The organism is Bradyrhizobium sp. BTAi1, assembly GCF_000015165.1.
In the GTDB taxonomy this organism is placed as follows: domain Bacteria; phylum Pseudomonadota; class Alphaproteobacteria; order Rhizobiales; family Xanthobacteraceae; genus Bradyrhizobium; species Bradyrhizobium denitrificans.
This window is the reverse complement of sequence record NC_009485.1, coordinates 1955789-1981104: the sequence shown is the minus strand read 5'-3', so window position 1 is coordinate 1981104 and position 25316 is coordinate 1955789. Positions and strand designations below refer to the sequence as shown.

The window sequence follows — 25316 nt, the reverse complement described above, 5'->3', positions numbered from 1 at the left end:
ATCTCCGGTTCAGCCGAACGCCTGACTGGCCAAGGCAAAGGATGTCGGAGGCTGGGGCGTGCTGTCGTTCGCGGCAGGACGGTGCATGACGATGCCGCCGCCGACATGCGCGAGGCCAAGGCTCATCAGCCATGGCGCGAGGCCGGTCTCGATCCCGGTGTCGACACGAATGAATTCGTTCTCCCGTCCGGCGAGAAAATGCCCGACCAGCGCCTTGGCATCATCGAGATCGAAGGCGACGACCGGGCCGATCACGAGGCCGCGACCAAAGCGACGCAGCGCTGCGAAGCCGGCTGCCTGCGCCTGTCGTTCAAGCACCGCGAATTCGCCGACCGATGCGAGATGGGCGACCAGATCGCTGCGCTCTGCGCCAAAAGCCGCGGCGTCGATGGCGGTGATGGCGGTGATGTCGTCTGCCGTGGCCGCCCGCACGGCATCGGACCGCGTGACAGCCTGCGTGAGCTGTCCCTGATGCTGCACGATCTCGGTGGTTCTGGCGAAGCCGAGCTTCTCATACAGCGGCAGGCCATCCGCGGTCGCGACGAGCTGCAGCCGCCGGTCGCGCGCGAGCGTCAGCACCTCCCGCATCAGCTGCCGGCCGAGCCCCTGCCCGCGCTCGGCCTCGTCGACGATCACCATGTTGATGGTGCCGGCCTCGCTGCCATAGGGCGTCATCAGCGCGGTGCCGATCACGCGCGCGTCAGCCGCGACGGCCACGCGACCTTTGCTCAGCGCAAGCGCCATCTGCCAATCCTCGCGACGATGCGGCCAGCCGGCCTGCCGCGACAGCCGCGTCGCGGCGTCCAGGTGATCCGGGCTGAAAGCGACGAAGCTCACGGCGTCGGACATCATGTCATGCACTCCCATTTCCACAGGAGTCTGGGCGAGCGAGACCCGGCAGATCGGCTGAAGGCGATGACGACCACAACATCTTCCGCCGCAGAACCGGGGCAAAGCCGCATCTTATGCTGGCGCGCCGGCCTATCATTGGACGCCGAGACGATGACTGGCATGAGGATCCATGAGCAGCTTCCGCCCCAAATATGTGACCTTCGACTGCTACGGCACGCTCACCAATTTCGAGATGGCCGAGGCCGCGCGCGATCTCTACGCTGCAATCCTCTCCGAGCCTGCGATGACCGAGTTCATCCGCGTATTCGCTGCGTATCGGCTCGACGAGATCCTGGGCGCCTGGAAGCCTTATGCCGAGGTCGTCAGCAACGCGCTGGCGCGCAGCTGCCGCAAGATCGGCATCCCCTACAAGCCCCAGGACGGCGAGACGGTCTATCAGCGCGTCCCGACCTGGGGACCGCATCCCGACGTGCCGGTGGGCCTCGCCAAGGTGGCCAAGCACATCCCGCTGGTCATTCTCTCCAATGCCATGACGGCGCAGATTCCCTCCAACGTCGTCAAGCTCGGCGCGCCGTTCCATGCCGTCTTCACCGCCGAGCAGGCGCAGGCCTACAAGCCGCGGATGCGGGCCTTCGAATACATGTTCGACATGCTCGGCTGCGGCCCCGAGGACATCACGCATTGCTCGTCCTCGTTCCGCTACGACCTGATGACGGCGCACGATCTCGGCATCAAGAGCAAGGTCTGGGTCAACCGCGGTCACGAGCCGGCCAATCCCTATTACGGCTACACCGAAATCAAGGACATTTCCGGCCTGCCCGGCGTATTCGGTCTCTAAGCAGAGTGCTGCAATGAAATATGTCTCCTACTGGCGCGACACTGCGGCCGCGTTTGCCGGCGGCCACACCGGGCCCGTGGAGGGGCACTACGACGTCGCCATCATCGGCGGCGGCTTCACCGGACTCGGCGCGGCGCTGCAACTCGCCAAGGCCGGCGCCAAGGTCATCGTGCTCGAAGCCGACCAGGTCGGCTCGGGCGCATCGGGGCGCAATGGCGGCCATCTCAACAATGGGCTGGCACACAGCTTCCTCGCCGCGAAAGCCGAACTTGGCGCCGAGCGCGCCATCGCGCTCTACAAGGCGTTCGACGACTCGATCGATACGCTGGAGCGCCTGATCGCGGAGGAGAACATCGCCTGCGATTTCCGCCGCTGCGGCAAGCTCAAGCTCGCCTCGAAGCCCGGACATTTCGAAGGGATCGCGAGGAACTTCGAAGCCATCAACCGCGAGGTCGATCCGGAGACGAAGCTGCTCTCGGCCACCGATCTGAAAGCCGAGATCGGCTCACCATTCCATGGCGGCATGCTCTTCAAGAAGAGCGCGATGATGCATATGGGCCGCTTCGCAGCCGGCCTCGCCACGGCGGCCAACCGCCGCGGCGCCATCATCGTCGAACAGGCCGCGGTGACCGAGCAGGTACAGGAGGCCAAAGGGTATCGCCTGACCACGGCCAAGGGAACGCTGCGCGCCGAGCAGGTGCTGCTGGCCACCGGCGCCTACACGCCGTCGGCCTTCGGCTATTTCCGCCGCCGCATCATTGCCGTCGGCAGTTTCATCATCGCGACCCGGCCGCTGACGGCGGCCGAGGCGGCGTCGGTGCTCCCGGGCAACCGCACCTATGTCAACTCGATGAACATCGGCAACTACTTCCGCCTGTCGCCGGACAATCGCCTGATCTTCGGCGGCCGCGCGCGCTTCTCCGCGACATCCGACCAGCGGTCGGACGCCAAGAGCGGCACCATCCTGCGGGCCGCGATGGAACGGATGTTCCCGCAGCTTGCAGGCATCGACATCGAATATTGTTGGGGCGGCCTCGTCGACATGACCGCCGATCGCTATCCGCGCGCTGGCCGCGAGGGCGGGCTGTGGTACGCGATGGGCTATTCGGGCCATGGCGCGCAGCTCTCGACCCATCTCGGCACCATCATAGCCGATGCGATGCTCGGCCGGCCCGACAAGAACCCGATGAAACATGCGCCCTGGCCGGTCGTGCCCGGTCATTTCGGCAAGCCATGGTTCCTGCCGTTCGTCGGCGCCTACTACAAGACCCTGGACTGGATCCGCTGAGCCGTGGCGGCGCGCCGGTCCTCAGTAGCCGCGGCTGCGGTCGACGAGACCGACCGGATCGAGCCCGGCGCGATGCCGCTTGATGTTCTCGGCCACGGCGCGCGCGGCCGATTCCGGCTGCGTGACGCTGGCGACATGCGGCGTAATCAAGACCCGCGGATGCCGCCACAGCGGATGATCCGCCGGCAGCGGCTCCGGCTCGGTCACGTCGAGCACGGCGCCCGACAAATGTCCGCTGTCCAGCGCAGCGAGCAGCGCCGTCTGGTCGAGCTGCGCGCCGCGCCCCGTCTGCACCAGCGCAGCGCCGCGCGGCAACTTGGCAAAGAGCTCTGCGTTCATCAGGCCACGCGTCTCGTCCGTCAGCGGCAGCAGACAGATCAGGATGTCGGTCGTCGCCAGCAGCCGCTCGAGACCATCGGCGCCATGATGCGTGGTGACACCGTCGATCGCGTGCGGGCTGCGGCTCCAGCCCGACAACGGAAAGCCGAACGGCTTGAGCCGCTCCAGCACGGCCTGGCCCAGCAGGCCCAGGCCCAGCACGCCGACGCGACGTTCCTGCGCCTGCGGCTGCGTGACCGCGCGCCAAAGCTGCTGTCGCTGCTGGTCGTGATAGACCGGCCAGTTCCGATGCAGCGCCAGCACGGCCAGCGTGACGTATTCCTGCATCATCCTGATGATGCCGTCCTCCACCATGCGGACGATCTTCACCTGCGCGGGAATCGAAGCGGCGCTGAACTGATCGATGCCTGCGCCGATCGAGAACAGGATCTCAAGATTGCGATAAAGATCGAGGTCTGGCGGCACCAGCCATGTGATCATGTAGCGGACGTCATCGGGAGCGACGTTGGCCGGGTCAAGTACGAACGGGAGATCCGGAAGCTCGCGCGCCAGCACCTCGCGAAACACCGCGCCGCGACGGGCATCCGAGTTGAACAGGAAGGTCATCACTGTCGTTCCCAGGCAGGCCGGCCAGATCGCTGTGATCCGCCTTCCGCCCGCATCCGCCATGCTAACGGCGCCAGGCACGTATTCCATGCCGAATACGCCCAAGGATCGAGTGGAATGTTGCGCCGATCTGTCCGAAAAATACTGAACCAGACGTTCGGCGCCGGCATCAATGGTACTGGCGCGACCGACAGGGAAGATGAGAATGGATGATCCCGGCGTCGAGTCTCGGGCGGTCGATGTCTTCGAGATGCGCCTCGCCGACATCGACACCGTTGACGTTGCGCAGTTGTTGGCGCTCTCGATCTCGGTCCGCTGGCCGCATCGCGCCGCGGATTGGCAGTTCATGCTCGACCAGGGACACGGCTTCGTGGCGCTCGACGAGATCGGCCGCGTTTGCGGATCGGCGATGTGGTTTCCCTACACCGAGGCGTTTGCAGCCGTCGGCATGGTGATTACCTCACCACGACTTCAGGCGCTCGGCACCGGCAACTGGCTGATGACGCGGGTGATCGCCGCGTGCGGCGAACGTGCCCTGCGGCTCAACGCGACACATGCGGCCGACCGCCTGTACAGGTCTCTCGACTTCAAGCCAGAGACGACGTTGTACCAGTGTCAGGGACGGGCAAACGGCGCGGCCGCCGCCGCGGTGGAGAGCGATGGCGTCCGACCGCTGAGCGAGATCGAGCTGTCCGCGGTCATCGCGGCCGACGCGCGCGCCTATGGCGCGCCGAGAACCAAGCTGATCACGGCGCTGTTTCAGCAATCGACCGGCTACGGCCTGCTTCGATCCGGACGGCTCGCCGCCTTCGCCCTGTGCCGACGGTTTGGACGCGGCCACGTCATCGGCCCGGTCGTCGCCGCGTCCGACAGGGATGCGATTGCGGTGGTCGCGCCCCACATTGCGGCCCATGCGCGGCAGTTCCTGCGGATCGATACTCACAGCGAGGGCAACGAATTCCGCGCCTTCATCGCCGCCGCAGGCCTCGCACTGCATGACACGGTGACGACGATGTCGTTGCGGACCGACGCCAACGACACCGGGTTGCGCGCCGCTGGTGCGCCGAGCAGCTATGCCGTGATCAGCCAGGCGTTTGGCTAGAAGGCCTGCGCGCGAATCTTGTCCGGAAGCCACAGCTTGCGCCAAGATGCGCGCCGAAGGCTCAGCTTCAATTGTCCTCGGCGGCCGCAAGACGCGTGACTGGAATGAGATCACAAGGTGCGAGCTGGGCCCGCAAAGCGCACACGCTCCCCGGCCCGGAGCGTTCGACGCTGACGCGTTCGAACCTGAATTGGAAACTCACGATTGAATTTCTGATCGGATTCCAGATTCGCAGCGCGATGCCGCCGAACGGACAGGACTCGTCGAGTTTTCGGTAGCGGATGGGCGCGCTCCGACCCGAACCATAGCCGCGCAACGCCTGGCCGACGCTGCGACATCGTCGTTGCATAAAATTTGCATGAGACACGGTATGGATCAAGAATGAACCTCATCAGCCTCGACATTCGCATGCTCCGGTCGCTGATCTCCGTCGTCGAGACCGGCAGCATCACTGAAACCGCGCGGCGGCTGGGACGCACCCAGCCGGCGATCACCTTGCAGCTCCAGCGTCTCGAGGAGCTCACGGGCAAGCAGCTGTTCGTCCATGGCGGGCGACGGCTGGCGCTGACCGAGGACGGCGGCATCGTGCTGACTTACGCCCGTTCCATCCTGCGGCTGCATGACGAGCTGATCTCGCAGCTGGCATCGCAGGAGATCGAGGGCCAAGTCGTGCTCGGCACGCCCGACCTCTACGCGGCCTTCATCCTCCCGTCGATCCTCAGCGTCTTCCGCAAATCCTTTCCGCGCATCCAGGTCGAGCTGAACTGCGCGCTGTCGACGCCGCTGGTGGAGCTGGTGAAGCGCAGCGAGGTCGATATCGCACTGGTCACGCGCATGAATGATTTCACCGGCGGCCAGGTCGTAAGGCGGGAGCAGCTGGTGTGGATGACCGGGGAACAGTCGGCGGCCCATCAAGAGCGGCCGATCCCGCTGGCGCTGCTTCCCCAGGGCAACATCTATCGCGACCACGCGATCGCGGCGCTGGAGGCCGCAAATTTGCGTTGGCGCATCGCCTGTCAGAGCGAGAGCGTCGGCGGCCTGCAGGCCGCGGCGTTCGCCGGAATGGCGGTGACCGTGCTCGGCCGCAGCGCGCTGGTCGCGGGCATGCGCGAGCTCGGCCCCGCCGACGGACTTCCCGCGCTGCCGCAGGTCGAGCTGCTGCTGTACAAGTCGAGCGGCGCCACCTCGAAGGCGGCCACCGCGCTGCACGATTACCTCGCGCATTATCTGCGCCTCGGCGATCAGCTCGGCGAGACCGGGGTCCCTATCGATATGGGCTGAGCGCATGCGGGTCGCCGGCGCATCTTCGCACCACGCCCGCGCAACACGGCATGAGTTCGCAGGGTGGGCAAAGCAGCCGCCGCATGCCCATCGTCGCGCAGCGATCTCATCAGCAAGACGGTAAGTTCAATCAGCGTTTCGCTGCCCAATGCAGCGCAGGTGATGAGCTTAAGGGTGCGTCATGGGTTGCGTGCGGGTGCAACCGGCACACATCGCGCACCAACTAACCGCGCATCTCCGGCCACCTCCCGGCCCACGGCTGCGCCTCCTCGAAGGCCGCAGCGATCTTGAAGATCGTGGGTTCGTCGAGCCAGGGCGCGATGATCTGCAGGCCGATCGGCAGGCCGTCGCGATCGAAGCCGCACGGCACGGTGGCGGCCGGCAGGCCGGCCAGATTGATCGGCCAGGAGAACGGCGACCAGCCGAGATGCGGATCGACCGGCGTGCCGTCGATGCTCGCGACCCCGAGCTGCCCCGCACCGAACGCGGTCACCGCGACTGTCGGCGTCACCAGCGCATCGACGCGGGAGAACAAATCGACGAAGGCGGCGCGCATCTGGGTGCGGCGATAGCCGGCCTCGACATAATCGACGCCGGCGTAACTGCGGCCCGCCGCGATCACATCGCGATAATCGGTGTCGCAATCGGCGAGCTCGTCTCCGGTCTTGTGCGCGACCGCTGCGGCCTGCTCGATGAAGGCAATCGGCTTCAGCGTCCGTTCCAGGATTCGGCTGTCGATGCCGGGATGATCGCCGCTGATGCGCGCGCCGCAGTCCTCCAGCACAGCGACCGCCTTGGCGAAGGCCGCGCGCACATCGGGCGCGACGGCGGCATAGCCGAGATCGGCGCTGGCGCCGATGCGCAGGCCGGTCAGCGGCCGCGGGCTCGCGTCGAAGCGGCGCTCCGCGACCGCGAGGCTCGCCGCATCGCGCAGATCGTGGATGGCGATCGTCTCGAGCGCCAGCGCGGCGTCTGCCACCGTGCGCGTGATCGGGCCGGTATGCGCCAGCGAGGCCCAGGAGGGCGGCGCGAAGCCGGGCGAGCGCGGCACCAGGCCAAAGGTCGGCTTCAAACCGAACACACCGCAGAACGACGACGGCACCCGGATCGAGCCGACGCCGTCGGTGCCGATCGCGATCGGACCGCAGCCCGAAGCGACCGCCGCAGCCGCACCACCGCTCGACCCGCCGCTGGTGTGTGCCGGATTCCACGGATTGCGCGTCAGTCCCGTCACCGGACTGTCGGCGGTCAGCTTGTAACCGGACTCGCAGGTCGTGGTCTTGCAGGTGATGATCGCGCCCGCAGCCTTCAGCGCCGACACCACAGCCGCATCGGCGTCGGGGACGAAGCTCTTGTTCATCGGCGAGCCGGCATAGGCCGGCACGCCCGCGACGAACACGAGATCCTTGATGGTGACGGGCACACCGGCCAGCGGACCACACGGCTCGCCCGCACGCATCGCGGCGGCGAGGCGCTTGGCGTCGGCACGCGCCTGCTCGTACATCGCGGTCACCACGACGTTACAGCGGGTGTGCGTGGCGTCCAGCGCCGCAATGACGTCCTCGACCACGTCAACCGGAGTGAAGCGCTTGCGCCGATATCCCGCCAGCAGATCGACGGCAGACAAACGAGCGAGATCGGACGGCGCGTCCGCAGCGGCCGCGTGGGCAGACAAGGCTGTCATGATGGGTCCTGAAGGCTACCTCGATGCGGCCGTGACGGCGCGCTTGGCCATGACCGTGACGAGATGCGCCCGGTAGTCGGCTTCGGCATGGATGTCGGATGTCAGCCCGGCCGCATCGATCTTGATGGAGGCGATGCTGGTCGGTTCGAAGCTCTGGCTCAGCGCCTGCTCCATCGCCGCAACGCGGAACACGCCCGCCCCGGCGCCGGTCACCGCGACGCGCACGCCGTCGGCAAACCTGGCGACGAACACACCGACCAGCGCATAGCGCGACGCCGGCGCCTTGAACTTCGCGTAGCCCGCCGCCACCGGCACGGGAAAGCGGATCGCCGTGATGATCTCGCCGGGCTCCAAGGCGGTCTCGAACAGGCCGACAAAGAACCGATCCGCCGCGATCTCACGCGCGCTGGTGATGATGGTGGCGCCGAGGCCGAGCACGGCGGCGGGATAGTCGGCGGCCGGGTCGTTGTTGGCGACAGAGCCGCCCAGCGTGCCGCGGTTGCGGACGGCTGGATCGCCGATCTCGGATGCAAGATGAGCGAGCGCGGGAATGCGCGCCTGCACGATCGGTGACGCAGCGACCACCGCATGTGGGGTCATGGCGCCGATCGTCACGGTCACGCCGTCGTCGCTGATCCCTTTCAAAGCAGGCAGTTTCGCGAGATCCACCACGGCGGCTGGCGCCGCGAGGCGCTGCTTCAGCGTGGGGATCAGGGTCATGCCGCCGCCGAGGACCTTGCAGTCCTCGACCGATGTGAGCAACTTGACCGCCTCCGAGATCTCGTTCGGCTGGTGATAGGCAAATGCACGCATGTCTCCCCCCTACTCTGCGGCCACTGGCAGCGACGCGTTCTGCAGCAGGCGCCAGATGCGGTTCGGCGTCGCCGGCATGTCGACATGGGTGACGCCGAGATGTGCCAGCGCATCGACCACCGCGTTGATCACGGCGGCCGGCGAGCCGATGGTGCCGACCTCGCCGCAGCCCTTCACGCCCATCGGCGTATGCGTGCACAGCGTCGAGTGCGTGGCCACCTTCATCATCGGCAGATGGTCGGCGCGCGGCACGCAATAATCCATCAGCGAGCCAGAGACCAACTGCCCGGAGCTCTCGTCATAGACTGCATTCTCATAGAGCGCCTGGCCGACGCCCTGCACGATGCCGCCATGCAGCTGGCCCTCCACGATCATCGGGTTGATGACGGTGCCGACATCGTCCACCGCCGTATAGTTGACCAGCGTGACGATGCCGGTCTCCGGATCGATCTCGACCTCGGCGATGTGGCAGCCACCCGGATAGGTGAAGTTGACCGGGTCGTAATAGGCCTGCTCCTCCAGTCCCGGCTCGAGGATCTCCAACGGATAATTGTGCGGCACGTAGGCCGCGCCTGCGATCTCCTCGATCGTCTTGACCCGGTCAGTGCCGGCAACCGAGAACTTGCCGGCCTCGAAATGGATGTCCTGCTCGCTGGCTTCCAGCAGATGCGCGGCGATCTTCTTGCCTTTGACGATCACCTTGTCGGCGGCCTTCGACAGCGCCGCACCGCCGACCACCAGGGAGCGCGAGCCATAGGTGCCCATGCCGAACTGGACGCGGTCGGTGTCGCCGAACACGATGTCGACATTCTCGAAGGGGACGCCGAGCTTCTCGCACACGATCTGCGCGAAGGTCGTCTCATGGCCCTGGCCGTGATTATGCGTCCCGATCATCACGGTCACCTGCCCCGCCGGATGCACCCGCACAGTGGCGCTCTCATAGAGGCCGCCACGCGCGCCCAACCGTCCGGCGAAGCGCGACGGCGCGAGTCCGCAGGCCTCGACATAGGTCGAGAAGCCGAGCCCGCGGAACTTGCCATTGCGCGCCGATTCCGCCTTGCGTACGCCGAAATTCTTCACGTCGGCGGCGACTAGCGCGCCGTCGAGACACCCCATCGGATCGCCGGAATCGTACTGCACCAGCACCGGCGTCTGGTACGGATAGGCCTCCTTCGGGATCATGTTGCGCCGGCGCAGCTCGACGCGGTCGATCCCCATCTCGGCCGCGGCGACATCGACGATGCGCTCGACCACGAAGGTCGCCTCGGGCCGACCGGCGCCGCGATAGGCGTCCACGGGCACGGTGTTGGTGAATACGACCTTGACGTTGCAGTAGATCGCCGGCGTCGTGTAGACGCCGCCGAGCAGCGGGGCGTACAGATTGGTCGGGATGTTCGGGCCGAAAGTCGAGAGATAACCGCCCATGTTGGCGAGCGTCTTGACCCGGAGCGCCAGGAATTTCCCGTTCTCGTCGAGCGCCAGCTCGGCCTCGGTGACGTGATCGCGGCCGTGACGGTCCGACAGATAGCCTTCCGAGCGATCCGCCACCCATTTCACTGGGCGCAGCACGCGCTTGGCCGCCCAGGTGACGACGGCCTCCTCGCCATAATGGAACTGCTTGACGCCGAAACCGCCGCCGACATCGGGCGCCACGACGCGCACCTTGTGCTCCGGCAGCTTCAGCACCAGCGCGCTCATCAGGAAGCGCACGACATGGGGAAACTGGCTGGTGGTCCACAGCGTGTGGTGGCCCTTGCCCGGATCATATTCGGCAATCGCCGCCCGCGGCTCCATCGGATTGCCGATCAGGCGATTGTTGACCAGGCTCAGCTTGGCGACATGCGCCGCCTTGCGGAACGCCGCCTCCACCGCGGCCTTATCGCCGAGCTCCCAGTCGCAGCAGACATTGTTCGGGACGTCGTCGAACAATTGCGGCGCGTCGGGCCTGACCGCATCGAGCACGCCGACGACCGAGGGCAGCACCTCATAGTTGACATTCACCAGCTCCGCCGCCGACTTCGCCTGTTCGAGCGTCTCGGCGATGACGAAGGCCACCATGTCGCCGACGAAGCGCACCTTGCCCTGCGCCAGCATCGGGAATGGCGGCTCTTTCATCGGGACGCCCTTGGCGTCGCTGATGCCCCAGCCGCAGGGCAGCGAGCCCAGGCCGTCGGCCGCGACATCCTCGCCGGTCAGCACCGCGACCACGCCCGGCGCCGCCAGCGCGGCGGATTTGTCGATGCCGCGCAGCACGGCATGGGCATGCGGCGAACGGATGAAAACACCCGCCGTCATGCCCGGCCGCTTGATGTCCGACACGTAGTTGCCGCGCCCGGTGAGGAAGCGCTGATCTTCCTTGCGCTTCGGCGCCGCGCCGATCCCGATCACCTGCCCCATGGTCACTCTCCCGCTGACGTGGCGTGCATGGCGGCCGCGCCGGCCATGACCGCGATGACGATGTTCTGATAGCCGGTGCACCGGCAAATGTTGCCTTCGAGCCCGCGCCGGACCTCGGCCTCGGTCGGTGCCGGATTGGCGGCAGCGAGAGCGGTCGCGGTCATCACCATGCCCGGCGTACAGAAGCCGCATTGCAGGCCATGATGCTCGCGGAACGCTTCCTGCATTGGATGCAGCCCGTTCGAGCCTGCGGTGGCGCCGAGCCCCTCGATGGTCAGCAAGGTCGCGCCGTCCAGCGACGGCGCCAGCAAGGTGCAGCTCTTCACGGGCGCACCGTCGAGATGCACGACGCAGGCGCCGCACTGGCTGGTATCGCAGCCGACATGCGTCCCCGTGAGGCTGAGCTGCTCACGCAGGAGATCGCTGACGAGCGTTGCCGGCGCCACGTCGACCGTGGTCGGACGGCCATTGAGGGTGAAGGAGATCTGCACGGTCTACTCTCCGTTGTCGAAAAGGGTCAGGCGAGCGGGCGGGCGCGATCCGCCACCCAGGTGGCCAGAACGACGTCGCCGACGTTGAAGGGATCTGCGAAGAAGGTCTTTTCGGGCACATAGGCGACGAACTCGTCGTCCGGCACGGTGTCGAGCATGACCTTGACGAAATAGCCCTGATACTCGATCGCGGTCACGCGACTCGGCAGCGCGGTGCCGCAACCGGGCGGCAGCGACGCGCCGGGCCGGACCAGCGCAACATCGTCACGGCGCACGGCGATATCGATAGTGTCGCCGACGCCGATGCCGCGACGCGCCTGCAGCGGCACCTCGATGGCCTCTCGCGCGCCCTGCTTCAGCAGGAAGCTCCCGCCATTGACCTTCGCGACCCGGCCGGACAGCACGTTCTGGCCGCCCATGAACTCGGCGACGTACCGGTCGCGCGGATGGGCGTAGACCTCGCGCGCCGGCCCGGCCTGCTTGATCCGCCCCTGCTCCATCACCACGACGAGATCGGCAAGCGCGATCGCCTCGAGCTGGGTGTGGGTGACGTGGATGAAGGTAATGCCGAGCTCGCGCTGCATCCGCCGCAACTCCTGGCGCATCTGCACCCGCAGCTGCTCGTCGAGCGCCGACAGCGGCTCGTCGAGCAGCAGCACGCGCGGCTCGGTGATCGCGGCCCGCGCCAGCGCCACGCGCTGCTGCTGCCCGCCGGAGAGCTGCGCCGGCAGCCGGTCGGCAAACTGCGTCAGGCGTACCTTCTCGATCATCGCGTCAGCCGCCCGCAGCCGTTCGGCCTTGGACTGGCCGCGGACCTGCAGCGCAAAGGCGATGTTCTCGCGCACCGTCAGGTGCGGAAACAGCGCGTAGGACTGGAACATCATCGCGGTGCGCCGCTGCACCGGCGGCAGGCCGACCACGTTGTGGCCGCCGATCACGATCTCTCCCGCGGTCGGGTCCTCATGGCCGGCAATCATGCGCAGGATGGTGGTCTTGCCGCAGCCGGACGGGCCGATGAAGCAGCAATAAGCGCCGTCGGCAATCCTGAGATTGACGCCGTCGACGGCATTGACGACACCGTCATAGCTCTTGCAGACACCTGCGAGCTCAATATCGCCTCGTTCGATCCGCATCCGTCCAAGCCTTATCCTTTGATCTTCTGCGCGCCGCGCTTCTTCTGGATCAGCACGATGCTTCCCAGGCTGACGCCGATGACGACGAAGGACACGATCGTTGTCACGGTGCCGAGCGCGTAGAGCGAGGGCGAGGTGACGTTCAACGTCATGCTCCAGATCTCCAGCGGCAGCGTGTTGAGAGAGCCCGCCGTCTGCAGGGTACGCGCGAACTCGTCGTAGGACAGCGTGAAGCCGAACAAGGCGACCGCAACCAGTCCAGGCGCCAGCACCGGGATCATGACGAGCCGGATCGCCTGCCAGCGGCTGGCGCCGAGATCGCGCGCCGCCTCGTCCCAGGCATTGTTGAAGCGCGACATCACCGCGAACATCACGAGCACGCCGAACGGCAACGTCCACGACAGCTGCGCGCCGAGCGCCGAGGAGTACCAGGCCGGGCTCAGTCCCAGCGCCTGGAACAGCAGGCCAGTGCCGAGCCCGAGCACCAGGCCGGGCGCCACGAGGCTGCCGATCATCATGTAGAATACGATGCTGTCGCCCTTGAAGCGGCGACGGAAGCCGAGGCCGGCCAGGAACGAGATCACCACCGTGATGATGGTGACGATCACCGCGAGCTTGATCGAACGGTCGAACGAGCCCTTGACGTCGCCGGTACGCACCTGGGTGAACAGGTCGATGAACCAGTGCAGCGAACGCCCCTTCATCGGAAACACGAGGCCGCCGCGAACGTCCTGGAACGACAGGATGTAGATGCAGAACATCGGGCCGTAGAGCGCGAGCACATAGGCTGTAAACAGCGACGCCAGCACGTAGAAGGTCCAGGGCCGCTTGCCCCTGCTCGGCGCGATCGCCTTGCGCGCGGAGATCCCCTGCTCGGGATTGTCGACCACGACGGCACTCATCGGGTGATCTCCCGCCGGATGTCGACGCTGCGCAGGATCAGCGACACGATGGCGACGAGCACCAGCGTCAGCAGCACCGCGCTCGCCGCTGCCGTCGGATATTGCAGCACGCCGACGTCCTCATAGAAGGCGCTGACCACCGAGGCGGAGCCGCCGCCGGACATCACCTTGACGACAAAGAAGTCGCCCATCACGATCGAGACCACGAAGATCGAGCCGAGCGCGATGCCGCTCTTGGCCATCGGCACCACGATCAGGCGCAGGATGTCGAAGCGGCTGGCGCCGGCATCGATCGCGGCCTCGATCAGCCGCTTGTCGATCCGCGCCATGGCATTGAAGATCGGCACGATCATGAAGATCGTCAGCTGGTGCACATAGGCGATGACGACGGCGAGATCCGAGAACAGCAGCACTTCCAGCGGCTGGCGGATCACCCCGGTCGAGATCAGGGCCGCGTTGATCAGCCCTTCCTTGCCGAGCAGCGGGATCCACGAGATCATGCGGATGATGTTCGAGGTCCAGAACGGCACGGTGCACAGCAGGAACAGCCCGATTGCGAGCAGCTGGTTGCGCACGTGAAAGACCAGGAAGTATGCCACGAAGAAGCCGATCAGCAGCGTGAAGATCCAGGTCAGCACGGTGAACTTGATCGTTGCCAGATAGAGCTTGAGCGTCAGCGCCGAATGCAGCACTTCGACGTAGTTCGCCAGCGTGAAGCCCGGCGTGAGCCCGCCGAATCCGTCCGAGCCGAAGAAGCTTGCCGCCAGCACCACCAGGATCGGCGCCAGGAAGAACGGCACGAGCACGCCGACCAGAGGCGACACGTAAAGCCAGCCGGTCAGGCTCGAACGAGAGGTTGAAGAAGAGCTCGGCATCATCGCGGAGATTGCTTTGCTGTCGCCTGCGCCGGCACGGGATCGTGCCGGCCGTGCAGTGGAAAGAGGCAGGAATCAGGCCACCTTGAAGTCGTTCCAGCGCTTGTTCATGTAGGCAGCCTCGTCCATCAGCGTATTCCAGCAGGAGATGTTGGTGACGCGGTCGAGGAACGAGCCGCCGTCGCGCTTGGTGCCGGCCTTCTCCATCGGCACGCCATAGGGGTCGTTCACGACCTCCGGCGCGGGCTTGCCCTCGTACCAGAAATCCCATTCCGCAGCGGAGAGGAACTTCTTCGCCGTCGACGGCACCGGGCTGTAATAGCCGTAGCGCGCCACGAAGCCGCCCTGCCAGCCGGACAGGTACCAGTTGAGATACTCATAGGCGGCGTCGAGCTTCTTGCCGGTGAGGTGCTTCATCAGACCCATGCCGTTGCACCAGCCGCGATAGCCCTCCTTGCCGTTCTTGACGTTGACAGGCGCGTAGACGCAGGGGATCTCCTTGACGCGCACCGCGGCCACCGCCGGCGACCACATCGACTGGATCACCACCTCGCCTGCCGCCATCAGTTGCACCGACTGATCGAAGGTGGTCCAGGTGGCGCGGAATTGCCCCTGCTTCTTCAGCTCGATCAGCTTGTTGCAGGTGAAGTCGATCTCCTCCTTGGTCATGTTGCCCTTGTTGCCGTACTTGATCAGTCCGGCACTTTCGAAGCACAGCGCGGCATCCATGATGCCGATCGCGGGCACGTCGAGGATCGCGGCCTTGCCCTTGAACTTCGGGTCGATCAGGTCCTTCCACTCGGTCACCTCGTGGCCGACGAGATCGGGCCGGTAGCCGATCGAGTCGGCATTGTAGACCTGTGGCAGGAAGGTCGCCCACTCGGTCACACCGTCATGAAGATCGGTCGCATCGGGCTTGGCGATGTACATCGCCTCATAGGGCGAAATGCCCTGGCGCGGAATCTTGTTGCCATTGATCTCACCTTTGGTGAAGATCGGGAGGATGTTGTCGAACTCCTTGATCTTCTTGACCTCGATGCCCTGGATGACGCCGCGCTTGGCGGCCAATTTGGCTTGCCAGCCCTCGAGGTCGGCGATGTCGACGCTGTTCGGCTGGCTGATGAAACGGTTGATCGCCGCCGACGTATCGAGGTTCTGCATCGTGACCTTGAAGCCGAGATCCTTCGCGGCCTGGTCACCGATCGCCTTCACCACCGAATAGGACACGCCGACATGGCGCAGTTCGATATCCTTGATCTCCTGCGCCCAGATCGTCGGCGCGCCCGGCACGATGTCCGAGCCAACCGCTGCACCCGCAAGCGCGGCCGCACCCTTGAGCAATGAACGCCGGCTCAGCCTGTCTTTCGGCGGCCTGGTCTTTAGTCCCACCGTCTCGCCCGTCGACGTGCGTGTCTCGTTGTCGCGCATAGCAACCCCCGCTGGTTACAAGGCAGCACGACATCCTTCGTTGGATGTTGGCCCGCTTGCGTTTCGATCTTGATGCGAGGCTATCGGCGGGATTTTGCGAAGTAAAATTGGAAGCAAAAATTGCGGATATAAGCGCCGCTAATGTCGACTGTCCTCTGCTTGAGCTCTCGGCAATCGCACAGATCCGCGCCAATCGGCTGAGAACCGATTGAGCAGTGGACCGATGTTGGCCGCAAACGGATTCTTTTTCGACGGCGATCAAGAAACGGACACGAGAGCGTCGTATCTTAAGCTGAGCCCACAAAGCCTTGAGATTCCTCGACCAATCTCAAGACACTCCAGGATCAGTCAATCGCGCCGACGACAGAATTCCGCTGGCAGCGCCGCAACGCAGCTCAACGAGCCAACCACTGCAAATAACGAGGACGTTCTGCCTTCTTGATCCTGTCGCGCGAGCGGCCACAGAGACGCATTCCCACAGAGTAGATCCGAGCGTCAACGGCCTCGCGTGGTCCAATTCTATCAGAGATATTAGGGCGCTCCGATCGACCAATTTGATCGGCAAGGCCAATCGTCACGTCTCCGCATTGAAACGATCGACAAGTTCGAGCACGCGCTCTTGCACATTCATTCACTCGCGCCCGGCTAATAAGCCCAAATCATTTTCGGCCAACAGCGAGCCTTGAGGTGATTGCTGCTGAGATAAATCCAATTCGGCCCGGATGCCCTTGCCCCCAAGTTTTATCCAGATCTGAGTTCGTTCGGGCGGTTTGATGTGCCCATCTGGGCGGTCGTAGCAGCTGGCGCGGAGCTCTCGGCATAGCGCAGCGCCAGATCCCGACGCGGATTGAAGGTGGCGGCGAATTCGGATGGCGTCTTCCATCCGAGCTGGGAGTGTGGCCGAGCGTCGTTATAGTCGGTCCGCCAGCATCGGAGCGCGACGCGGGCCTGAGCAAGCGAGGCGAACAGCGTCTCGTTCAGCAGTTCATCCCGCAGGCGACCGTTGAAGCTCTCGATGAAGGCGTTCTTCATGGGCTTGCCCGGCGCAATGTTGTGCCAGGCGACACGGCTCTGATCGGTCCATGTCAGGATGGCATTGCTTGTGAGCTCACTACCGTTGTCGCTCACCACCATCATCGGGTTTGCCGCGCTCGGCGACCAGCCGGTCTAACTCTCGTGCGACCCGGACGCCCGAGAGTGAAGTGTCGGCCACCAGCGCCAGGCACTCGCGGGTGCAGTCGTCGACCACGGTCAGGATGCGGAAGCGCCGGCCATCGGTCATCTGATCCGACACAAAGATTCGGGAGCAGCGGCACCGTCATCGGCGCTCGCGTCCCGATAGCGCGCTTGCTGCCACCTCTGCGGCGCACCGTGAGCCGTTCCTCCAGGTACAGCCGGAACAGCTTCTTGTGATTGACCAGGTAGCCCTCCCGCTTGAGCAGGACGTGCAGGCGACGATAGCCGAAGCGGCGACGCTCATGGGCGATCGGCCTCATGCGCTCCCGCAGCCCGGCATCATCAGCCCGGCTCGTCCGATATCTGACCGTCATGCGGCAACAGCCGATGGCTTTACACGCCCGCCGTTCGCTCATCCCGTGAACGCGCACGAGATGTGCGACAGCTTTCCGCTTCGCCGCAGGCGTCACCACTTCTTTCCCAGGAGATCCTTCAGGGCGGCATTGTCCAGCATGGCGTCCGCCAGCAGCCGCTTGAGCCGCGGGATCGAGGCAAGCCGAAATGGCAGCTGCGGTGCATCAAGAATGGCAGCTTGCATCATTTCAGCCTGCCTCACCGGCGCATCCTCTCCTGCTCATTGTCAACCGCGAGCTGATAAGATCGCCAATCTTGAACGCCGATCGTTCTCCTAACGCGTAGACGACGTGGCACTCGCCACGAATTGGTTTGGTTCTATGTCCATCGATCGAGCCTCCGTGAACGATGATACTAAGCGCAGGTCTCGGCAGTTTTTCGAGATTGACGTCCTTGATCGACCTTGTTGTCGTCAGGTGTTACGAACAGGTGCTGCGGCCGCCCATTCGGCGCGCGTGGTAGGATCGCCGTTGATCGTCTCGTAGATAGCCTTTGAGTTACCCAACGATTCCTTCAACGACTTTGGCCCCGCGAACGGCCGGCCGCCGATGTGCCAACCGTCGGTGTGAAGCTCCTCAATCAAGACCCAGACGACTTCGCGAAAGACCTCCGATCCCTCGAACTTGACCATCACGTCGGTAAGCGCTTTAGCCATTGCATGCTTTTCTTCAGTGGTGAAAACGCCTTCAACCAGTTTAACATTGACGAATGGCATGTTGGGTTTCCTTTCACATACGGGTACAAGTAAGGTCGATTGCCTCAGATCGCTATTGGAATTCAACCAGGATCTTCCCCTTTGCCGACCGGTCATCGACCGACGCATGTGCCGCGTCGACATTCGACAGGTTGAACCGGCGCGGATCGAAGCGCAGCTTCGACGAATTTGGTCGCCTCGCGTAGGATTTCCCCGTGATGCGCGCGGCATTCGCCGCTGAGGAGCGGCAACAGCGTGAATACGCCAGAATAGGTGCCGGCACGGAGAGAGAGCGGCGCGAGCGAATGCGTCTACCATCCGAGCGCGCTGACCACATGGCCGAAGCGGGCGACCGAGTTGAAAGCAGCATATTCGGCGAGCGATCCCTGCACGCCGCCGACACCGCTGTCATGCCATGAACTTCGTCGCCCTCGCGAAAGGTAGCCACCCCGGGCCCAAGCGCCGCCACGGTGCCAGCAGGTCGATACCGAGGACCGCATGAAAGGGATGACGCGCATGCGCCGCGACGCCAGCCCGGATTTTGATGCCGAGCGGATTGACGCCGCTCGCAGCAACCTTGACCAGCACCTCGCCGCGCCCAGGCACCGGCTGCGGGATCGAGGCGAGCCCGGATGGCTGCATCGCTCCGCCGAGTATAGCGGCTCGCCATGGTCGCGCTCATGTTGGCCTGCCTTTCCCGGTGATGGTTTACTCAGGCGTCGTTGTAGCTTTGGCCGCGATCGCCTTGACCGCGCCCGACATCGCTTCGACCAAGGGATTTGTGCTTTCGCTGAGGCCGTGCCGCTGCGTGAGATAGGCTGGATCGTTATAGGACAGAAAAGTCGTACCAGCCTCGTCCTGCCAGACCAGGGCCTTCAGCGGCAGGTCGATGCCGATCGTCTGCGCCACCTGCATCAGCGGCGTGCCGCCCTTGGCGGCGCCGAAGATCAACAGATCCGTCGGCCGCAGCGGCAGCCCGACCGCGGCCGCACCGGCGGCATGGTCGATGTGGGCGAACACGGTCATGCCCTTCGCGCGGACCTCGGCCTCGAACCGGTTCATGGTCTCTTCAGGTCCAAAGCTGCTGCGCAGCGTGATCAGTCCTTCGGCGGCCATTGCATGCACTCCCCATAGCGATGGCGCAGCGACCAGCGCCAAGATGGCGGCCCTCGCGAACGCCGCCCTCATTGCTTTCGGAACAGCTTCGCCGGATCGAATTCCGGCTCGGGCACGAAGCCGTCGCGGTTCGGCATCTTCACCCTCGGCAGGCTGTCGCGATCGAGCTTGCCGTCGGCCGGCAGAATGCCGTTCAGGCTCAGAATGTAGGCGGCGACGGCGTAGGTGTCGTCGTTGCTCAGCGAGCCTGGCGCCTGATATGGCATGGCCCTGTGAATGTAATCGAACAGCGTCGTGGCATAGGGCCAGTAGCTGCCGACGGTTTTCACAGGGTTTGCCGAGGCGAGTGTGCCCGGGCCACCGACCAGCCGGTCCTTGATGCCGCCGACGCCCTTGTCGCCATGGCATGCAGCACAATTGTCGGCGAAGACCTGCTTGCCCTCCGCCACCGTGCCGCTTCCGGGCGGCAATCCCTTGCCATCCGGCCTGACGTCGATGTCCCATAACGCGATCTCGTCGGGCGTTGCCTGACGACCGAAATCATAGGCGAGGACGGGCGAGACCAATGCGAGTGCGACCGCCACGGCGAGAACGCTCCTGCTAGTCGAGGACATTGCGGACTCTCCCGGTTTCGTCGATGCTCCAGGTCTGCTGCGCGTTGTAGTGAAACAGCGCGTTGGTCCCCATCGCCGCAATGAAGGATTTACGGTCGGGCTGCACATTGCCCCTGTCGTCGGTGGAACGGCTCACGATCCTGGTCGGCTTGCCTTCCCAAGTCCAATCCATCTGGAAGCGGACTTGCGCCTTCGGCAGCGCGGGCTGAGTCAGCTGCGCCTGCCTCCAGCTCTTCGCCCCGTCCGTCGATATCTCGACCTTCGCGATCCTGCCATGGCCGCTCCAGGCAAGGCCATTGATGCGCTGGTAACCCGGCTTGATCACCATCGTGCCCGACGGCGTGGTGATCACCGAGTTGGTGTCCATGCGCAGTTGGAATTGCGTGGCCTTGCCGTTCGCCTGCAACTGCGTGTAGCGCGCGGTCTCCCAGCGGGTCATCCAGGGCTGGTCGCCGAACTTCAGCCGGCGCAGCCATTTGATGTTGAGGTTGCCCTCGAACCCCGGCATGACCAGCCGCATCGGAAAACCGTGCGCCGGCCGCAGCGGCTCGCCGTTCTGGCCATAGGCGACGAAGGCCTCGCTCAGGATCTCGTCTGTCAGCGGAATGCTGCGCGCGACGCCGGCGGCGTCGCCACCTTCTGCCAGCATCCAGTGCGAATCTGGTTCCTTGCCGACCAGGTCGACGATGAATTTCAAGGGCACGCCGGTCCACTCATTGGTGCTGACGAGCCCGTGGGTGTGCTGCACCGTCAGATTCTCGTCGGCCTTCTTCCAGTTCTCCCAACCATTGCCGGTGCATTCAATGAAGACGACCCGAGAAACTGACGGCATGGCCTTGAGGTCTTCGACATTGAAGACCAGCGGCTTCCCCACCATGCCGTGGACCAGAAGGCGATGTTTCGCCGGATCGAGGTCGGGGGCGCCGGAGTGGCTGCGCTCATAGTGCAGATCGGTTGGCGTGATGCCGCCGAACAGCTTGTCGAGTGGCGCCTTGGAATTGATCGCATCGCTCGGATCGACGTTGCGCTTGCCGGGCCCGGCTTCGGGAATACGGGCAAGCTTCACATATTGCGATCGCTCGCTGTGCCCACTGAGATTGGCGCCGTCCTCGCGCGGCGGAACGTCGGCCAGCGAGTCCGCTGCCACCGGGGCGGCAATAAGGCTACCCGCAAGGCCTGCGGAGGCGGCGAAGAAACTCCTGCGCGACGGGCTGGCTCGTAGGCGGTCGGACTCAACAAGATCGGGCGGAGAATTGCCGTGGTCGGCCATCTCGATTTCCTGGAAGTCGTTGCACTGGTGCGAACATACTTCCCGTCCCGCATGCATTCCCTGATGCAGTTCTGAAGATTCCTGAAGTAAGGCGTGATTCAGACAGCTGAAGCCGAGCAAGGGCTTGGGGAGATGCCGGCGCCTCGCCCGTGGCTCTTCGGGAGGCTGATTTTAGCGCAGCGCTTCGAGCATGGTCCTCGCGGCGCGCAGATCGGCGGTGTCGAAGCCCTCGGTGAATCTCCCGAACGCGGATGCCAGAATCTGGCGCGCCTCCTCCGGCCGATCATGACCAAGCACGCCAGCGAGACTCACGGCGCTGCGCAATTCCCACAACAGCGCCCCCTGGCGGCGCGCGACATCGAGCGCTTCCTGAAAGCACGCCTGCGCCTCCGCGCGATCTCCGCCGGCCTGGAGCAGGAGTTCACCCTTGATCCGCAGCATCTCGGCGAGGTACCAGCACGCCTCACCTCGCTCGGCGTCCGCGAGCGCACGCGCGACGGTCGAGAGTGCTTCGGAAAGCCGCCCCAACCGGGCAAGGCCCTCGGCAAAAGCACCGAGGAAATCGGGGAACCGGACGGCCCAGCCGGGCTTGGCGTCAAGCACGCCGTGCAGCAAGGCCAAGCCCGATGCGAACTCGCCGCGCCGAATGGCAAGTGTCCCTTCCAAGGCGCGCCCGACGCTTTGCCAGAACGGCAGACTGCGCCGCGCGGCGAGGTCGACAAGGGTCGCCACGAAGTCTGCGCCCGCATCAAGATCACCGATCATCAGCGACAGCGGGCACAAGCCCCAGCCCAGGACGTAACGGATCGTGAGGGAATGTCCTGAAGCCCGCGCCTGTTCAAGGCTCTCCCGGGCCATCTGCGTTGCCTGATCCAGAAAGCCCTGAAGGCAAAGCACCCGCGCCAGCACGACTTTGGCGACCACAAGCTGATCGTGTTGAAACCAGATCACGTGACGCTGGCCGGCCGGAGCGACATAGCCTTCGACCACCCGTTCAAGGTAGCCGCGCGCCTCGACTTGGTCTCCGAGATAGTGCGTCGTGTAGCCGATCAAGCGGTCTCCGACGAGGATATCTGCGCTATCGCCTTTTCTGCCCGCGGCTTGCGCGAACTGCTGCGCGACGGAGCGCGCTGCCCCGTGCTCACCCTTGTGATCGAGGTAGCACCACGTGGCCCAAAGCGCCCGCAGCTCTGCATCGACATCATTGATACTTCTTGCGATTTCGAGTCCCTTCGACAGCACGGAGTCGATCTGCTCTTCGGCCCCCATCGATTGAACGACGGCTCTCCCGAACGCGATATAGAGCTGCATCCGCAGGTGTGCGCTCAAGGCCTGTTCGATCTCGGGACAGGCCAGCGCGCGCTCGGCGCGCTCCCGACATTCGGCGACCAATGACAGATTGAGCCAGACCGGCACGCAGGCCGCGGTGAGCGAAACCCCGATTGCCAGATCGCCGGCCGAAGAGAAGCACCAGTCGAGCGCGGCGCGGACGTTGTCAAGATCGCGGACCTCGTAAGCGATGCCGTCGGCTTTTGTCTCCAGCGACGCGCGCGAGCTGATCGGCATGAACAGGTCGCGAAAATACTCGGCATGAAGCCGCCGGGCGCGAGCGGCTTCGCCAGCATCGTTCAGCTTTTCCAGGGCATAGGCGCGGATCGTCTCGAGCATCCGCCAACGGTCGCCTGGCCCTGATCCATCCAGTGCTAGCAGCGATTTAGTCGCCAGCTTGCAGACGATATCCTCGACCACCGGCAAGGTATTCGCCGGCTCCTCCGCCACCGCAGCCGCTGCTTCCAGCGTAAAGCCACCATGAAAGACACCCAGACGACACAGAACGTGTTGCTCCAGCGGGGCTAGGAGCTCGTAACTCCAGTCGAGCGTTGCACGCAGCGTCTGGTGGCGCGCAAGCGCGGTGCGCCGACCACTGGTCAGCAATCCGAAACGATCGTCCAGCCGCGCCGCGACATGGCGAAGCCCGAGCGTGGCAGCACGGGCGGCCGCAAATTCGATCGCAAGCGGGATGCCGTCGAGGCGCCGGCAGATGGCGGAAATGGCCGAAATATTTTCGCCGTCGGGCAGGAAATCCGCCTGCGATGCCATCGCCCTGGAAACGAACAGCCGTGCCGCGCTGTGATCGAGAACCCGCTTCGGATCGGCCTGATTTTCGGGTGGCACGTCCAGCGGAGGAACGCGATACACATATTCGCCGTCGATGCGCAAAACCTCGCGGCTGGTTGCCAAAATCGATACGTGCGGACACAGGCGCACGATCGTTTCCGCAAACCGAGCCGCAGCCTCGATGACGTGTTCGCAATTATCAAGCACGAGAAGCAGCTTCTTGCCGCCCGTAATCTGCGCGATGGTATGCGATGCGGCATCCTCGCCGAGCCTCAGGCCCATCGCCCCCGCCACGGCGGACGGCAGGAGTGCGGGATCCGACAGCGACGCCAATTCAACAAGGAAGCGATCGCCATGAAAATCTGGGACCAGACTACGAGCGACCTCCAGAGCAAGTCTCGTCTTTCCGATTCCGCCCGGCCCCGTCAGCGTTACGACACGATACGTCGACAGGAGATTGCGCAGATGCTGTCCGGCAGCATCGCGACCAATCAACTCAGAGGTCGCCTCGGGCAGATTGGTTTGAAAGGTCGCCCCGGAGACCGCGTGGAAGTGTACCGGACTGGTCCTCAAGACCGCACCTGATGCCCTTGGCGCCCACGTGCCAAGCAGACGGTAACCGCGGCCGGATATCGTCTTTAACATTTCTCGGTCCGGTCCCAAGGCCTTTCGCAACGCGGATATATGGACTTGCAGGGTGTTTTCTTCGACGGTCGCACCCGGCCAAACTTGGGACAGCAGCTCGTCCTTTGTGACAAGCTTACCCTCCGATTTGATCAGAACTTCCATGATTTCGAAAGCTCGGCCACCAAGGGGGACAGGTCCCCCCCGCGCGCGTAGCTCACGACGATCGAGATCGATCTCCCACTCACCAGTTGCAAAAACGACTTTTCCGCCGAGTGCGGGCATTCTCGCAAATCCTCTCGAAACACTACATAGAGCCAAAGCGCAGGCGAGCACCAAATGCCGCACTTGCACTCCTAGGTTAGCATTTTTCCGTGATGGTCAGCGTGGAGAAAAGACATCTAGCGCGACGAACGGAAGAACCTAGACCCTTACGGCGATGCCTTGCCTTTTCCTGAACGACCCATAAGGGTGGATTATAGATAGGGTGATTCGCCTTCTTTGCGCTGAACCATTTGGCCGACTTACTCCCAGTCGGGACACTGACCCTACTTCAGAATTCTTCAGAAACTCATCAAGGTATCCGAGCGCGACAGCGGATATGATCCGCAGATGCATTGGTACAAACCATCATCGAGCTGATCGCAAAAATTATCGGGGCAATCCATGTCCACCGGCAAAGACGCCTCAGAAAACAAAGCCGTTGTTAAAGCGAGCTTCGACCGATGGAGTGCCGGTACCGGCACCCCATTCGAACTGCTGCTGGCGGACGCCGATTGGACGATTGTCGGCTCATCGCCACTATCGAAGACCTACGCGACTCGCGAAGCTTTTCTGGAGGAAGTGATTAAGCCGTTTAACGCTCGGATGGCTACGCCGCTGGTTCCAGCCGTTCGCGGCATCTACGCCGACGGAGACGTCGTGATCATATTCTTTGACGCCTCCGCGACAACGAAAGATGGACTGTCGTATCGCAATACGTACACATGGTATTTTCGCATGAAGGACAAGAGAGTGACAAGCGCTGTCGCCTTCTTCGACACGCGCGAGTTTGATGAGTTTTGGAATCGCGTGTCACCCGCGAAATGAAAGCCCATCGATTTCGGACCTGTTTTGCGCCCGGGGTCGCGGTTCCCTACCCCTCGCTTATTCTTTCATCACGTTGATCGCAGCGGCGAAATCAATGGCGTTTGGAAACGGAAAAGGCCCAGCCTCAATGATCACCAGTCGCTCTTCATCTGTATGGCTGGTCCTGTGTCCC

The 25316-nt window shown here is 64.2% G+C and carries 21 protein-coding genes and 2 pseudogenes; 5 read left to right on the top strand and 18 right to left on the bottom strand.

The annotated features are described in order from the left end of the window. Positions 1-9: 9 nt before the first annotated feature. Entirely contained in the window at positions 10-852 is an 843-nt protein-coding gene (locus BBTA_RS08915) for a GNAT family N-acetyltransferase (RefSeq protein ID WP_041751337.1), read from the bottom strand. A 169-nt stretch (positions 853-1021) separates the two neighbouring features. On the opposite strand from BBTA_RS08915, the gene BBTA_RS08910 reads away from it, so the two are divergent. After that, positions 1022-1690: a haloacid dehalogenase type II gene (locus tag BBTA_RS08910; RefSeq protein WP_012042142.1), complete on the top strand. Its 669-nt coding sequence runs from the start codon at positions 1022-1024 to the stop codon at positions 1688-1690. Positions 1691-1703: 13 nt separating this feature from the next. Next, positions 1704-2978 (top strand): FAD-binding oxidoreductase, encoded by a 1275-nt coding sequence (locus tag BBTA_RS08905; RefSeq protein WP_012042141.1) that lies wholly within the window; start codon positions 1704-1706, stop codon positions 2976-2978. A gap of 21 nt (positions 2979-2999) precedes the next feature. On the opposite strand, the gene BBTA_RS08900 is transcribed toward BBTA_RS08905, so the two are convergent. Next, on the bottom strand, positions 3000-3923 hold the full coding sequence (locus tag BBTA_RS08900) for a glyoxylate/hydroxypyruvate reductase A (RefSeq protein WP_012042140.1): 924 nt from the start codon (positions 3921-3923) through the stop codon (positions 3000-3002). 205 nt (positions 3924-4128) lie between these two features. On the opposite strand from BBTA_RS08900, the gene BBTA_RS08895 reads away from it, so the two are divergent. Next, a complete protein-coding gene (locus BBTA_RS08895) occupies positions 4129-5025 on the top strand; it encodes a GNAT family N-acetyltransferase (protein WP_041750503.1) in 897 nt (298 codons plus the stop codon). A 67-nt stretch (positions 5026-5092) separates the two neighbouring features. On the opposite strand, the gene BBTA_RS39975 is transcribed toward BBTA_RS08895, so the two are convergent. After that, the gene (locus BBTA_RS39975; RefSeq protein WP_012042138.1) at positions 5093-5404 is read right to left on the bottom strand and encodes a hypothetical protein; all 312 of its coding nucleotides are present in this window, start codon (positions 5402-5404) and stop codon (positions 5093-5095) included. 2 nt (positions 5405-5406) lie between these two features. Between BBTA_RS39975 and BBTA_RS08890 the strand changes: the two genes are divergently transcribed. After that, positions 5407-6306: a LysR substrate-binding domain-containing protein gene (locus BBTA_RS08890; RefSeq protein ID WP_041750502.1), complete on the top strand. Its 900-nt coding sequence runs from the start codon at positions 5407-5409 to the stop codon at positions 6304-6306. 223 nt (positions 6307-6529) lie between these two features. Here the strand turns inward: BBTA_RS08890 and BBTA_RS08885 are convergent, their stop codons facing one another. The 15 genes and pseudogenes from BBTA_RS08885 to BBTA_RS08815 form a co-directional block, all read right to left on the bottom strand. Continuing rightward, positions 6530-7990, bottom strand: coding sequence for an amidase (locus tag BBTA_RS08885; protein WP_012042136.1), 1461 nt, complete (start codon positions 7988-7990; stop codon positions 6530-6532). Between the two features lie 15 nt (positions 7991-8005). Beyond that, positions 8006-8803, bottom strand: coding sequence for a xanthine dehydrogenase family protein subunit M (locus BBTA_RS08880; protein WP_012042135.1), 798 nt, complete (start codon positions 8801-8803; stop codon positions 8006-8008). 9 nt (positions 8804-8812) lie between these two features. After that, positions 8813-11200 (bottom strand): xanthine dehydrogenase family protein molybdopterin-binding subunit, encoded by a 2388-nt coding sequence (locus tag BBTA_RS08875; RefSeq protein ID WP_012042134.1) that lies wholly within the window; start codon positions 11198-11200, stop codon positions 8813-8815. 2 nt (positions 11201-11202) lie between these two features. Then, positions 11203-11691: a (2Fe-2S)-binding protein gene (locus tag BBTA_RS08870; RefSeq protein ID WP_012042133.1), complete on the bottom strand. Its 489-nt coding sequence runs from the start codon at positions 11689-11691 to the stop codon at positions 11203-11205. Between the two features lie 26 nt (positions 11692-11717). Continuing rightward, a complete protein-coding gene (locus tag BBTA_RS08865) occupies positions 11718-12824 on the bottom strand; it encodes an ABC transporter ATP-binding protein (protein ID WP_012042132.1) in 1107 nt (368 codons plus the stop codon). A gap of 11 nt (positions 12825-12835) precedes the next feature. Further along, on the bottom strand, positions 12836-13726 hold the full coding sequence (locus BBTA_RS08860; protein ID WP_012042131.1) for an ABC transporter permease: 891 nt from the start codon (positions 13724-13726) through the stop codon (positions 12836-12838). After that, positions 13723-14604: an ABC transporter permease gene (locus BBTA_RS08855; RefSeq protein WP_012042130.1), complete on the bottom strand. Its 882-nt coding sequence runs from the start codon at positions 14602-14604 to the stop codon at positions 13723-13725. The genes BBTA_RS08860 and BBTA_RS08855 overlap by 4 nt, the downstream gene beginning before the upstream one ends. A gap of 72 nt (positions 14605-14676) precedes the next feature. Next, positions 14677-16029 carry a PotD/PotF family extracellular solute-binding protein gene (locus BBTA_RS08850; protein ID WP_041750501.1) on the bottom strand — a complete coding sequence of 451 codons (1353 nt, stop codon included), beginning with the start codon at positions 16027-16029 and terminating at the stop codon, positions 14677-14679. A gap of 741 nt (positions 16030-16770) precedes the next feature. Next, positions 16771-17746, bottom strand: a pseudogene (locus BBTA_RS08845) (IS3 family transposase); the annotation flags it as partial. A gap of 285 nt (positions 17747-18031) precedes the next feature. Further along, entirely contained in the window at positions 18032-18334 is a 303-nt protein-coding gene (locus BBTA_RS08840) for a 4-oxalocrotonate tautomerase family protein (RefSeq protein WP_012042127.1), read from the bottom strand. 52 nt (positions 18335-18386) lie between these two features. Further along, a pseudogene (locus BBTA_RS38480) lies at positions 18387-18955 on the bottom strand (alcohol dehydrogenase catalytic domain-containing protein). 66 nt (positions 18956-19021) lie between these two features. Next, positions 19022-19429, bottom strand: a complete 408-nt coding sequence (locus tag BBTA_RS08830; RefSeq protein ID WP_012042124.1) for a DUF302 domain-containing protein — start codon at positions 19427-19429, stop codon at positions 19022-19024. A 68-nt stretch (positions 19430-19497) separates the two neighbouring features. Continuing rightward, the gene (locus BBTA_RS08825; RefSeq protein ID WP_012042123.1) at positions 19498-20043 is read right to left on the bottom strand and encodes a c-type cytochrome; all 546 of its coding nucleotides are present in this window, start codon (positions 20041-20043) and stop codon (positions 19498-19500) included. Beyond that, positions 20030-21433, bottom strand: coding sequence for a sulfite dehydrogenase (gene soxC / locus BBTA_RS08820; RefSeq protein WP_244424390.1), 1404 nt, complete (start codon positions 21431-21433; stop codon positions 20030-20032). Before soxC ends, BBTA_RS08825 begins: the two co-directional genes overlap by 14 nt. A 51-nt stretch (positions 21434-21484) precedes the next feature. Beyond that, a complete protein-coding gene (locus BBTA_RS08815; protein WP_041750499.1) occupies positions 21485-24340 on the bottom strand; it encodes a winged helix-turn-helix domain-containing protein in 2856 nt (951 codons plus the stop codon). Between the two features lie 381 nt (positions 24341-24721). Between BBTA_RS08815 and BBTA_RS08810 the strand changes: the two genes are divergently transcribed. Next, positions 24722-25144, top strand: a complete 423-nt coding sequence (locus BBTA_RS08810; protein WP_012042120.1) for a nuclear transport factor 2 family protein — start codon at positions 24722-24724, stop codon at positions 25142-25144. Positions 25145-25316: the final 172 nt, after the last annotated feature.